Source organism: Sphingobacterium arenae (assembly GCF_014692505.1).
Lineage (GTDB): Bacteria > Bacteroidota > Bacteroidia > Sphingobacteriales > Sphingobacteriaceae > Sphingobacterium > Sphingobacterium arenae.
In genome coordinates this window covers 98,716-111,514 of the sequence record NZ_JACNYK010000001.1, presented here as the reverse complement: position 1 = coordinate 111,514, position 12,799 = coordinate 98,716, and the positions used below count along the sequence as shown (strand labels likewise).

General features: G+C 44.1%; 14 protein-coding genes and 1 tRNA gene. 13 read left to right on the top strand and 2 right to left on the bottom strand.

The window, feature by feature from the left end:
* The first annotated feature begins 20 nt into the window (after nt 1-20).
* Together H8B17_RS00615 and H8B17_RS00610 are read left to right on the top strand one after the other, a co-directional pair.
* On the top strand, nt 21-1,640 hold the full coding sequence (locus H8B17_RS00615; RefSeq protein ID WP_190307251.1) for an NADP-dependent glyceraldehyde-3-phosphate dehydrogenase: 1,620 nt from the start codon (nt 21-23) through the stop codon (nt 1,638-1,640).
* Between the two features lie 78 nt (nt 1,641-1,718).
* Nucleotides 1,719-2,738 carry a LacI family DNA-binding transcriptional regulator gene (locus H8B17_RS00610; RefSeq protein WP_190307250.1) on the top strand — a complete coding sequence of 340 codons (1,020 nt, stop codon included), beginning with the start codon at nt 1,719-1,721 and terminating at the stop codon, nt 2,736-2,738.
* Here H8B17_RS00610 and H8B17_RS00605 read toward each other — a convergent pair.
* The gene (locus H8B17_RS00605) at nt 2,735-3,916 is read right to left on the bottom strand and encodes an MFS transporter (RefSeq protein ID WP_190307249.1); all 1,182 of its coding nucleotides are present in this window, start codon (nt 3,914-3,916) and stop codon (nt 2,735-2,737) included. The genes H8B17_RS00610 and H8B17_RS00605 overlap by 4 nt on opposite strands.
* A 157-nt stretch (nt 3,917-4,073) precedes the next feature.
* On the opposite strand from H8B17_RS00605, the gene H8B17_RS00600 reads away from it, so the two are divergent.
* From H8B17_RS00600 to H8B17_RS00580, 5 genes are all read left to right on the top strand, one after another.
* Nucleotides 4,074-4,149: transfer RNA gene (locus H8B17_RS00600), tRNA-Lys, on the top strand.
* 185 nt (nt 4,150-4,334) lie between these two features.
* Complete coding sequence (locus H8B17_RS00595; protein WP_190307248.1) at nt 4,335-5,636, top strand: site-specific integrase; 1,302 nt, start codon at nt 4,335-4,337, stop codon at nt 5,634-5,636.
* Nucleotides 5,637-6,422: 786 nt separating this feature from the next.
* The gene (locus H8B17_RS00590; protein WP_190307247.1) at nt 6,423-7,001 is read left to right on the top strand and encodes a GNAT family N-acetyltransferase; all 579 of its coding nucleotides are present in this window, start codon (nt 6,423-6,425) and stop codon (nt 6,999-7,001) included.
* An 8-nt stretch (nt 7,002-7,009) separates the two neighbouring features.
* On the top strand, nt 7,010-7,942 hold the full coding sequence (locus tag H8B17_RS00585) for a helix-turn-helix transcriptional regulator (protein WP_190307246.1): 933 nt from the start codon (nt 7,010-7,012) through the stop codon (nt 7,940-7,942).
* 136 nt (nt 7,943-8,078) lie between these two features.
* Complete coding sequence (locus H8B17_RS00580; protein WP_190307245.1) at nt 8,079-9,254, top strand: hypothetical protein; 1,176 nt, start codon at nt 8,079-8,081, stop codon at nt 9,252-9,254.
* Here the strand turns inward: H8B17_RS00580 and H8B17_RS00575 are convergent.
* Nucleotides 9,249-9,467 (bottom strand): hypothetical protein, encoded by a 219-nt coding sequence (locus H8B17_RS00575; RefSeq protein WP_190307244.1) that lies wholly within the window; start codon nt 9,465-9,467, stop codon nt 9,249-9,251. The two genes, H8B17_RS00580 and H8B17_RS00575, sit on opposite strands and share 6 nt — an antisense overlap.
* Before the next feature lie 110 nt (nt 9,468-9,577).
* Between H8B17_RS00575 and H8B17_RS00570 the strand changes: the two genes are divergently transcribed.
* From H8B17_RS00570 to H8B17_RS00545, 6 genes are all read left to right on the top strand, one after another.
* The gene (locus tag H8B17_RS00570; protein ID WP_190307243.1) at nt 9,578-9,832 is read left to right on the top strand and encodes a helix-turn-helix domain-containing protein; all 255 of its coding nucleotides are present in this window, start codon (nt 9,578-9,580) and stop codon (nt 9,830-9,832) included.
* A gap of 159 nt (nt 9,833-9,991) precedes the next feature.
* Nucleotides 9,992-10,267: a hypothetical protein gene (locus H8B17_RS00565; RefSeq protein WP_190307242.1), complete on the top strand. Its 276-nt coding sequence runs from the start codon at nt 9,992-9,994 to the stop codon at nt 10,265-10,267.
* A 20-nt stretch (nt 10,268-10,287) separates the two neighbouring features.
* A complete protein-coding gene (locus H8B17_RS00560; protein WP_190307241.1) occupies nt 10,288-10,563 on the top strand; it encodes a hypothetical protein in 276 nt (91 codons plus the stop codon).
* Nucleotides 10,560-10,835, top strand: a complete 276-nt coding sequence (locus H8B17_RS00555) for a hypothetical protein (RefSeq protein WP_190307240.1) — start codon at nt 10,560-10,562, stop codon at nt 10,833-10,835. Before H8B17_RS00560 ends, H8B17_RS00555 begins: the two co-directional genes overlap by 4 nt.
* 31 nt (nt 10,836-10,866) lie before the next feature.
* Nucleotides 10,867-11,724 (top strand): hypothetical protein, encoded by an 858-nt coding sequence (locus tag H8B17_RS00550; protein WP_190307239.1) that lies wholly within the window; start codon nt 10,867-10,869, stop codon nt 11,722-11,724.
* Nucleotides 11,725-12,036: 312 nt separating this feature from the next.
* Nucleotides 12,037-12,687, top strand: coding sequence for a toprim domain-containing protein (locus tag H8B17_RS00545; protein ID WP_190307238.1), 651 nt, complete (start codon nt 12,037-12,039; stop codon nt 12,685-12,687).
* The last annotated feature ends 112 nt before the right edge of the window (nt 12,688-12,799 follow it).

The window sequence follows — 12,799 nt, the reverse complement described above, 5'->3', positions numbered from 1 at the left end:
CCTAGACAAAATTTTTAAAAATGGATTTAGATTTAGAAAGCATTTTCTATAGCGAGGAAGACATTCCTGTAGAATTTGCTTTGGAGGGACAGATTGATCAACGAGAATTCCTGTCGAATGGTGAGATGCTAACCTGGACAGGTCAAACCAGTGAGGTATTTTCGCCCATTTGCGTAAAAACAGAAAAGGGTCTGGAGCGAAAGCGTATAGGAAGTTATCCGGTATGTACCGAAAAAGAATCTATGGTGGCGCTGGAAGCCGCTGTAAAGGCGTATGATAACGGCCGCGGCGAGTGGCCAACGATGAGCGTGGCCGACCGGATTGCCTGTGTAGAGCGCTTCACTGAAAAGATGTTGGAAAAGAAAGACATCGTAGTGAAGCTCATTATGTGGGAAATCGGAAAATCTTACGCTGACTCGGTTAAGGAATTTGACCGTACAGTAGAATATATTTATGCCACAATCGACGCGCTAAAGGATGTGGATAGAGATTCCTCCCGTTTTCAGATAGAACAGGGGATTATCGCCCAGATTCGTCGTTCGCCGTTGGGTGTAGTGTTGTGTATGGGGCCATTCAACTATCCATTGAACGAAACGTTTACAACACTTATTCCGGCGTTAATTATGGGGAATACGTTGTTATTTAAACCGCCAAAGCATGGGACGTTATTGCATTATCCCTTATTGGAAGCATTTCGTGCCAGTTTTCCAAAAGGTGTTGTAAACACGATCTATGGCCGCGGCAATAAAATCGTGCCGCAGCTGATGCAGTCAGGTAAGATTAATGTGTTGACACTGATCGGTTCTAGCCGTGTGGCGGATGAGTTGAAGAAACTGCATCCCCGCGTGAACAGGTTGCGCGCTATATTGGGATTGGATGCGAAGAATGCGGCCATTGTCACTAAAGATGCAGACCTTGATTTAGCTGTTTCTGAAACAGTGTTAGGTTCGCTATCCTTTAATGGACAGCGATGCACAGCGCTGAAGATTGTATATGTACACCGCAGTATTGCACAGGAGTTTTTGAAAAAACTGGCTGCACAAGTCGGCAAGCTGAAATATGGTATGCCTTGGGAAAAGGGTGTAGCATTGACACCTTTGCCGGAGGTCAATAAGCCGACTTATCTAACGGAATGTCTGGAAGATGCGAAAGCAAAAGGAGCTAAAGTGATCAACGAACATGGGGGAGAAGTATGTGAATCGTTCTTCTATCCAGCTATCGTCTATCCGGTGAATGCTCAGATGAAGCTGTATAGGGAAGAACAATTTGGCCCGGTTATACCGGTCATTCCATTTGATGATTTAGAAGAACCTATTGAGTATTTAATCGAATCCTCGCACGGACAGCAGGTTAGTATCTTTAGTAATAATCACGCAGTTATTTCTTCATTGATCGATCCTTTAGTCAATCAGGTAAGCCGTGTCAATATCAATTGCCAATGTCAGCGAGGTCCAGATACCTTCCCTTTTACCGGAAGGAAAGATAGCGCCGAGGGAACATTGTCTGTCGTGGATGCGCTTCGGTCGTTCTCCATTCGGTCACTTGTGGCGACGAAAAACACCGATAAAAACAAAAAAATACTGAACGAAATAGTAAGCGACCACAGCTCCAATTTCCTCAGTACACAGTATATTTTTTAGAAGAGAGTGGGTAGGCAAAAAGCCTACCCATTTTAATATATCGGCTATTTTAGGTATTATTACAACATAATTCCTGTTATGGCGTTTGAGAACTATACAATAAAAGATATTGCAAAGGCCTTAAACCTTTCCACTTCAACTGTTTCCAGAGCTTTACGTGACAGCTATGAAATAAGTGCTGATACAAAGAAGGTCGTTTTAGAATATGCGGAAAAGATAAATTACCGTGCAAATCCCATTGCACGTAGCTTAAAAGAAAGAAGGAGTTATAGTATCGGTGTAATCGTAACGGAGATCGCCAATAATTTTTTCTCGCAGGTGATCGATGGAATAGAGTCAGTAGCTTATAGCAAAAACTATCAAGTCGTTATTTCTCAAATGCGCGAATCTTCTGTACGAGAACGACTTAATGTGGAACACCTTTACTCGCGTTCGACAGATGGTCTGTTGATTGCGCTTTCCTCCGAAACGACCGATCTATCCTATTTGGAGCATTTGATCGGTAAGGGATTTCCGATCGTATTCTTTGATCGCGTGCCTAATCTTGCCGCATGCCATAAGGTTATTGCAGACAATCGTCAAGGGGGCTTCGACGCTATTCAGTATCTTGTAGGGAAGGGAAAAAGAAAGATTGCACATCTTACAGGGACAAAAAAGCTTTCTATTACAAGAGAACGGCTAGAAGGTTATAAAATGGGACTCGAAGCCAACGGACTTCCATATATTCCTGAGCTTGTAAAACACTGTGAATATGGAGGGCTTCATCAAGACGAAATAGAACAGGTAGTCACCGAACTCCTTCAAGAAGAATACGATGCGATTTTTATCTCGGGAGATAAGTTGAGTATGGGTTATTTACAGGCGATGAAAGAGCGTCCCGAAGCCGATTTAACGCAAATTGAAGTAACCGGTTTTACGAACTCCAAGGTCGTAAATCTCTTCTCCCCTCCACTTACCGCCGTACGCCAACCAGCGTTTGAAATGGGAGAAAAAGCTGCAGAATTATTGATTCAACAAATCGAATCCAAACATCCGATAGAAGAATTTGAAACCATTGTGTTTCCGACTACTTTAATAGCACCAAGAACTTCACGTTAATTTTTATTGAATACGGTAAGACGACTCGTCAAGGCAAACATCAACAAACCAAAGCAAGCGAATACGCCAAAAGAATAACGTAAATTGAATATTTCGGCGATGTACCCAATAAGTGGAGGTCCCATTAAAAAACCCAAATAGCTGACACTGGAAACCATGGCTAATGCCACCCCAGAAGAGATGGTTTTGTGCTTTCCCGCAACCGAGTATACCGAAGGTATATTACAGGCAACGCCTAATCCGACGAGCATAAAAGCAAGTGTACATAAGATAAGTTGGGGGAACATAACGGCACCCATCATGCCTATAAACATTAATATTCCGCTGATCTGTAACGTTCGTTTGCGACCAATACGGCTGATGATAGCATCACCGATAAACCGACCCAATGCCATCATAATCATAAACGAGGCATATCCGAGGGTGGTCCACTTTTCTGGTGCTTGCACAATATCGTGAAAATATACGCCGCTCCAATCAAACATGGCACCTTCGGTAGCCATACTGCAAAAACCGATCACACCTAGTGATATCAACACACGATCGGGTTTAAAAGAAAATGATTTTTTCTCTGATAGATTGGAGTCGTCCTGAAGGAGATAAGCCCGGTTTAAAAAAATATTTATAAGCATCAATCCCATAACGATATAGAAATGCGTTTGCGTAGATAGATCAATATTGAGAGAAACTAAACCAATGATAGCGCCGGTAAAACCGGCTATACTCCATGAACCATGAAAGGAAGACATAATGGATTTCTTATAGAGGCGCTCGGCTAATACGCCTTGGGTATTGACGGAGATGTTACAGATGTTGCCGGTGATCCCGAAGAGTAGGAGGGTCCCGCCGAGTTGCCAGGCATTGGACGCGTAGGCTATGGAGCATAATACCATCAAATAGATAATCGCGGCGATGGGCATAATACGATGACTCCCATATTTGCTGACAAGTTTTCCCGAAATAGGCATCGTCATTAATTGGCCGATTGGAAGCGCGAGCAAAACAGTGCCCAACTCTGCTTCTGTAAGTTGTAATGCTGATTTGATGACGGGAATTCGGCTTGCCCAACTGGCAAAAGCCAGTCCCTGTCCGAAATAGAATAGCGAAACGGCTAAACGTATCCTTTGTTTATTTCCATACACTGCCGTGTTTTTTGTGCTTGTTGTTGACGAGTCCATGGTACTTCCTGATATGGGAACAAAAGTACACTAAATTCTACGCATTAAATAACGGGAACATAGGGAAGATTATAAGAAGACAAATCGGATAAAATGGGTTAAAGAAATCAAGAAATACTTGCTATTTTATAGGAGAGCTCTTACATTTGTGTCAACGGACTTCGTAGCTCAGTTGGTAGAGCAACTGACTCTTAATCAGTGGGTCGAGAGTTCGAGCCTCTCCGGGGTCACCACATCAAAAAGTCGTTTTTTCGTATCGAAAAACGGGCTTTTTGCGTTTCTAAGGGCAGATTAGAGACATCTGCTCAAGCCGTTTCGGATACCCCGAAACGGTGGGATTTACATAGTTTTTTGTTGAACTTCACGCAAAACCGTAACAAATAGGTAACGGAAATTTTTGCGTGCTAACTGAAAAATTATGGCAACCGTAAGCGCAAAAGTTTATGAGCACCACAAAAAAACCGATGGCACCTACAACGTAAAAATCTGTGTCCATCACAAAAGCGAGAGAAAATTTATTGACACCAACCATTATGTTGTCAAAAAGCAGCTGACCAAAGATTTCAAGATCAAGGATCCCTTTGTTGTCGAAAAAGTAGACCGTCAATTAAGGGAGTATCGCAAAGTCATAAGCGAACTGGATGACCGGCTTATTTACTTCACGGCTGAATCACTGAGAGATTTTTTGAGAGACAAAGATGAGGATATCGACTTTGTTAAATTTTGCGACAATCACATTTCGCGACTTAGGCAAGAAGGGAGAACAAGAAGCGCAGACAACCACAGAGTTGTACGCAATAGCTTGATTGATTTTTTTAATAGGGAATCTTTCTCTATAAATGAAATTCACGTCAACATGCTCCTGGTGTATGAACGATACCTAAGATCTGAACGAACGATGACACGCATTAATCAATTCGGAAGACCGGTAACAAAAACAGTAAAAGGTGTTAGTGATGCCGCAATCCATAACTATATGCGGGACCTACGCACCTTGTTCAATGCGGCGAGGGACCATTATAATAATGAAGATATGGGCTTGTTCCGAATCAAACACTATCCGTTCAAGAAATACAAGGTCGGGTCCGCACCTTCTACCAGGAATCGGAACAATACACTTGAAGAAGTATTGGTAATAAGTAACTGCGTCACTACTCCCGGAAGTCGCGCGGAACTTGCCAAGGAATTATACATGCTTTCTTTTTTTCTATGTGGTATGAATGCGGTAGACCTCTATCAGCTAAACCCACAAGACATACGAAACGGCAGAGTTGACTACAATCGCTCTAAAACCAAAGGAAAAAGAAAGGACAACGCTTTTATCAGCATCAAGGTAATTGATGAAGCTAAACCGCTATTAGAAAAATACATCGGTAATCTGAAACGTCGTTATTCCAGCATCGGTGGTTTCAACAAAGCATTGAGCAAGGGCATGGATCAGCTATGCCGGTTGACGAATTTGTCGGGCGTAACGTTTTATTGGGCAAGGCATACCTTCGCAACTGTAGCGCGCAACGATTGCCGTGTAAGCAAAGACGACGTGGCTCTTGCACTAAACCACGTCGATGAAGGCAACCGCACGACAGATATTTATATCGCTAAGGACTGGAAGATTGTGGATGATGTCCAGCGGAAAGTCATCGCGCAACTTAGAAAAACCGAAACCAAGGTATTAAAGAAAGCGCAAATAAAAAAGGGTGCCGAGAAGATTGCTGCCTAAAAATACTGGCATGTTGCATGGGGTTGTATCCCATGCAACGTTTTGATTTATAAATAAGAAATGTAAATTTGACTGACTATGAAAACTGTTATCTGGTTTTTTATCACTTGTATCATCGCAACATTTGGATTTTTTGCGGCTCTGAGCATGGAAAATCCCTGGCCGGGGTTTGCTGTTGCTTTTGGGGTGTGGTTGATTTTTATGTGGAAGACAACGAAGCCCAAGAGGCGTTATTAAGACATTAAAGATGAGCATGTGTTCCGACCATGCATACAAAGCCATACCGAGATTGTCGAGGCAATTCCTACTCGATCCAGCCTTGCTTTTACACTGCGTTGCCCTGTAATGTACAACGCTGAATATTAGCCAAATTTTTTGCCGTCAGCTTTCTGCTTGAGAATTGATTAAAGAAAATGGCCGATTCACTCGCAAGATCATAAAGAAAAAGACGCCATTCAATGGAAGAATATTGGGTAAAAATTCAAGCAAACTTTGTGATAAATGTCATTGCACCCACGCCAATAGAAGCATAATTTTATAAAATTAAATAAATCACAATCTTATATCATAAAGCCAAATATTGGAATAAGCGCGGAGCATCTTTTCGTTCATAGGTTAGATGAATGGGCAATGAGTTGGAGCGGCAAAAAGAAGGGCGAAAGTATTGAGTATTTTATCATGCTGCTGTGTATGCTATTAGTGATTGTTGTAAAAGGAAGTCGACCATTTTCGATTGACTTTTTGATATTTTCTGGGGCTTGATTTAATAAAATTTACAATTTACCAATGATAAAAGCGGACCCTAACGATAAAACATTAATAACTGAACTATTAGCCAAATCATTTGAGAAAAATTTAAGCGTTAACTACATTATCCGACAAGACGAAAAAAAAGCGCATCGCCTTCGCGTCTTAATGGAATATTCTATCAAGATGTGTTCCCTATTTGGCGAAATCTGGCTGTCCAATGATAAAAAAGCCTGCGCCTTAGTCCTTTACCCTCATAAAAAGAAGACCACATTCGCAACGATATACCTTGACGTGAAACTGGCACTCTCGGCTATTGGTATTTCCGGCATCGGCAAAGCCATAAAAAGGGAGGCAATGATCAAGAAAAAGCAGCCTAAAGAAAAGATGGCCTACCTCTGGTTTATCGGTGTCAATCCCCTATATCAACATTTGGGTATAGGTAGCAACCTGCTCAAAGAAGTGCTGGCGAACGCCACGAAGAATGGCCTGCCGGTTTACTTGGAAACATCGACGCAGAAGAATCTCCCTTGGTACCAGCGCTTCGGTTTCAGAATATACGATAAGCTGGTACTGAGCTATGTCTTGCATTTCCTGAAACATGAACCAGCTAAATAACGTGGGTTATGAATGTGTTCGGAACGGAAATGCACATTATAACATTCTTGTTTTCGTCGCTGGAAACATTGATGTTTATTTTCCTGCTTCCAGGTTATTTGAGTCGGCCGGATGATAAGCCGCGTTTCTGGTACCTGATCCTTTTATTGTTACTGATCCTGTACAACGTTACGGGTGGATTGTTGCCTAACACTGAATATCCGATTCCAGTGTATGTTCAGAACATTATTGCTTACGGCAGTGGTTTCCTTGTAGCCTCTTATTTTCCTTTCTATTTCTATACAGCATTCAACCTGAAGCTGCTCCGTTTCCATGCACTGTATGGGGTGCCGTTGTTCCTGTTGTTGCCGTACCTTCTTTTCTTTGTAATCTCGTACTCAATACATGAGGATCTGAATTTCACAATACAATACGGCATTATCGTACCCTTTTTTTATTCAATTGTGCTGTTATGGGCTATATTACGGGCAATCCGAGTTGCTTATAAAGAAAACAGGCAGAAGAATTATTACGTAGAGGAAATCGCCGTTTATGCTGCCGTTGCTCCCTGGGCATTAATGACCGTTATCGCCTATTTTGAATTTAGTCAGCTGACCGAAGCGCTCTTTACCAACTTAGGGTTCCTGGCGGTTACCGGAATGTTCATCTTTAAATCCGTCCGCCAGGACCGAAACGCGATCAGCAGGTTGAGGTATATTTCCACCAATGGCATCAGGCCGGAACAGTTCATGGAAAACTGTATCCGTTTTCAGTTTACGCCGAGGGAAACCGAGGTCATCACACTATTGCATAAAGGCTACAATACCGGGGAAATTGCCGAACGGCTACATATAGCGGAACGAACGGTAACCACCCACATCCAGAATATGATGGCCAAAACAGACACCCACAGTCGTCTCGAATTGTTGCGTAAATTGGAATTTGGCATTTTTGAAGTATGAAACCTGCCGAAAACTAATCACGCTAAGTTAATTTACTTAGTAGAATCTCCTATTCACGTATTTTATACAACATTTCGTGTATTGATTTTTACGTTCTAATTTTTTGTAAACCGATCATTCTATTAAATAACTGACTATGAATGAGGTACCAGTTATCCTATTGAACTGGATTGAGGATAGGATCAATCCACAAAAATTAAACAGCTCGCTCTTAGCCGGCGCTGGTCTCCAAACGCTAAAAAGAAATTTTGCGGACGAGGCGATAACGTTTCGTTGTTATTTCATTGATGTGTTAGGCCGTTCGCGGAAACAAGCTAAATCATCATTGATGCAAATAATTATGATGAGCGATACTATCCACGATTATTTGACTACGATAACCCGGTCACGGAATGAAAACATACTCGCTGATGAAATTCAGCAATATTACCGGCAAACACTGACCATTCTCGAATCTCTATTGGACGAGTGTGCGAAAATCGATAATAATATCCTTTCCGAACTTAGTTTAACCACCTACTCCATACCCAATATAAGGGTTGGGTTGAGGAAGCAGTTATCTATACTGCGTAGTAAAATAAAAGCGTCGGATATCGAAAGCGAATTAGGCGGACTATTACTTTCCGGCCTTCAGTTGCTAATTGGCAGGCAGGCAATAAACAGGTCGGATTCAGAATACGCATCTGACATATTGGAACAACTGAATAGCTTGGAGCCTTTCTCTACGTTTGAGATAGAGAACCTACTGTACCAATACGATTTCAATACCCCTGCATTATTCAACTATTGTGCGAAATGCTGCAATAAATCAATGCTTGACGCATCGGGATTGCACGAACAATTGGAGGTATTGATCGGTTTGGAAGACAGGATAAACGGGCTTCCGGCGAGAACGAAATCCAGATGGTTGAAGGAGGACGAGTCCATCCGCAAACAGTTAAGGATATTCTATCGGGAAAAGAAATCTTACATCCAGCAACGGATCAGGTTGCGTAGGTCCGAAATCCGAGACCGGGAACTTGGCGAGGAAGCAGAACGTCTGCAGGTCAATCTTCCGGTAGCGCAGTTTGGGCTTTTTATACGTCTGTTCATGGAAAAAGGATTATTGCAGAAAGAAGATGTAGGCAAGACCTTTGCCTACTATGCGAAGCATTTCCGTACGCCGAAAACATCATTTATTTCGGCAGAAAGCCTTCAAAAGAAATCAACCGACGTCGAATTCACCACGGCAAAAAAAATGAAGGGTCATCTGATCGGGATGGTCAATTGGCTCAACAAACACTATAATACAACCAACCACGGGGAATCATAGTTGCCTACGCTGGAACTCTTCGAGCAACCCTTGCTTTTCCAATATTTCCAAAAGGGTTGAATACCAGATATAATTAAAGTAATTATTGCTGCGTAAAGTAGGCAGTTTGGTATCCATAATGTCTCCGAGCGTTTCCAGCCCCATGTGTTTGGCCCGTCGAATAAAATCTTTATCGACCTTTAGCTTTGTAAGAGATATGTCCTGGAATGTCATCTGTTGACTTGGATTTCGGCGCGAAAATTAACTATAAATATTGGCATGATCACAAACTTAGTAAACCTAATCCAAAATATGAAATACACTTCATAACATAGGGCGTAATTATGTCGGAATTTCGTTATGTGAAAAATATACGAAATGATGATTTGATTAAAGCTCTTGGACAACGGGTTAGGAACCTAAGGTCTGAAAGAAAGCTGACGATGGAAAAGCTGGCCGAACTTTCCGGCATCGACTACCGCCAGCTTTCCTACATTGAATTAGGCCAAACCGACCCCGGTCTGAGTACCCTGTATGCCATAGCCAACGGGCTCGATGTAACACTCTCCTTTTTGATGGATTCGGAATCTCTCCGCTAAAAATCCATTCCCAAATTTCTAAAAAAAACACCTTTTATTTTATTTAATCCCCGATTTTGACATGGGGGTGAACGGTTTGTTTCACCCCCTTTCCCTGTTTTCGCCCTATGCTGTTTTCGTGCTTTGTACTCGGATGGGAAAATAACCCCATCGGGAAGTATGAAGTACAAGGAACTGGCAATGCTCTTAAAAAATGCAGCCGAACAGGGAACAGCAAAAGCAATCGAAGAAGAACACCCTATTCCCGACCGGCTGACCAAAGCCGAAGCCTACCGCCTGTACGGTCGTAGCAATGTGGACAGGTGGCTCCGTGAGGGGCTTATCTCCCCATTACAACCTACCAATACTTCCCAGATTTTTCTTGACAGACCGGAACTCGAAACCATCGCGGCTTCGAGCAACCGGATCACTTACCTGCCCGTGACGGACAGGTAGCCGCATCCGCCGCGATGGCGATGCAAAGACGGTCTTTGACATTTAGGGACGAAGCATTATCCCGTGAGAACGGGAAATTCTGCGAAGGTGAGGTTAGCCGACCAGCGGTGAGCACCAACATACCGAAAGCGCATTGGCAGGTGAAGACCCGGTCTGTACGGACCGACGTGAGTAGTCCCGAAACCAACATAACCGACAAGAGTGGATCATTCCGGGCTCGTTACCCGTTGTCGGTTCCAATGGGAAAATCCCCAAACTCCCTTTTATCTATAAACCATCAAACCCAAAAACAATGAACATATTATTGACACCGCTGCAATTGCAGACACTCCTTTGCTATGCTGCCGAAATGGGCGCAAAATCGGCGTTGGCAAAAACTGGCCACATCCGGCCTTACTTAAAAAAATCCGAGGCGTTCCGCCGTTACGGACGGAAGAACGTGGAGCATTGGATCGCGCTCGGCATGGTAACCCCCCGAAAGGACGGCGACCATTCCGCCGCCTGGCGGATTGACCGGATGGAAATCGACGCCGTGAGCAAATCCCGTGAAGCCCTGCGCTACCTATGAATTATCCCAAATCACCCAACACTTACCACAAATGACATCGAATAAAAACAATGACCACAAGTCTTCCTATGAGACACTGCCCATCACTTCCCTGCTTAGGGCACTGGGCCATGCCCCGGTCTCCATTACAGACGAAGAATCCTTTTATCCAAATGTATTCGGAAGTGCAACGAACAACCGCATCGTGATGGAGGTCAACCACCGGCTGAACCTATGGTTTGACAGGTCACTTGGCGGAGGCGGAAATCTCTTGGATTTCGCCCGCGCCTACTGGCCGGACCTATCCCCAGAGGAAATCAGGTCAAAGCTACAGGATATCCATGCCGCGGTCGCCACGATGACGATACCGAAAGACAAGCCCAGGCGCAAACGCAAAGCGATCAAAATACCTCATTATCAGATCGACCGGACGAATCCCTTAGGTTACAATACTGAGGTCACCGACTTCCTTATGGAAAGTGGCCTGTGGGAACTGGCCGACCTGAACATGCAGGAGGTCCATTATTTTGTAACCGACCAAAAAGGCAAACGCAAAGACTTCCATGCCGCGGGCTGGCGGAACGAAAACGGTGGATGGGAAGTACGGGCCCAACACTTTGAGAGCTGTATCGGTCCAAAAGGGATGACCTTTCTTTCACATAGTCCGAATGTGCTGGCCATTTTTCCTGAATATGTAGACTATCTCAAAACGCGTAACGACAATCGGTTGCCTTATGCATCGGTGCTGATATTGAATTACCCCGACTTCCTTTCCGCATCGACGAGACGTGCGCGCTACTTTGAAAAGGTGCTGCTCTATGCTGATGACAGCAGGGAGGGCTACGAAGCGCTGGCGCAAACGTTCCGCGATGAGTTACCGCATACAACCGTTATTTCCATTCACCCGTGAACTACCTTCGTTATGTCGAAATTCGTAAACGTGGACGATCTCCGCGAGTTGTCAATTGCGGACTTCCTCGCCCGTCTCGGCCACCACCCGGTCAGGAAATCGGGTAAGGAGCTTTTCTACCACAGCATGTTACGGGAGACCAAGCGTGCCACACCATCACTGACAGTCTGGGATGAGGGCGGAATGTGGCTTGACCGCGGCGGGCCAAATGCTACAGGCATACATGGTGGTGGCATCGTCCAGCTCGGTCTTGCGTACTGGCCCCAGCTCTCCTTTGTCGAGGTATTGAACAAAATAAAGGAAACATGCGATATGCACGTTTCCATGATACCGGCATATAAACCCGTCCAATACCCTACGGAATCCCAACCCAAGGGCTATACCTTTGAGCTCGTCCGGGCACAACCGATCGGCAAAAACTTTGTGCTGACCAAATACCTTGAATCAAGGGGGATACTTGATGTAGCAGATGGACACCTCAATGAAATCTATTACAGGAACCGCCATCAAACAGACAACGAACGTCCGTTTTATGCCATCGGCTGGAAAAACGAGCTTAGCAATTGGGAATTTGCCAACGCCAAGGGGTTCAAGAGCAGTATCGGCGCGAAGGGAATCTCGGTCATCCCCGGCAATCCCCATCACACAGCCCTTTTTGAGGGTTACATGGACTACCTCAGCTGGCTCAAAATAAAGCGCCCCGTTCCGGTTCCCACAGCCATCGTACTGAATTCCATTGTCCAATTGCGTACCGCCATGGAACGGATAAAGGACGTCCCCGTCATCGATGTTTATTTCGACAATGATGAACCCGGGCGTGGCTGTACCAAGCGGCTCATGGAAACATTTCCTTATGCCAGGGACAGGTCCGATGAATACCACGGTTACAAGGACTACAACGATAAGTTGATGAACCGGATGGAACATGAAATCCATCATGAACGTGCGGGTCCAAAACGGTGATGGCCTTTGACGGATATACCGTTAAATGATTAACCACATATCCCCATAAATGTATATACAGCTATCCCCATAATCAGCTATTCAAACCGCTGATTATATGGATAATCCTATA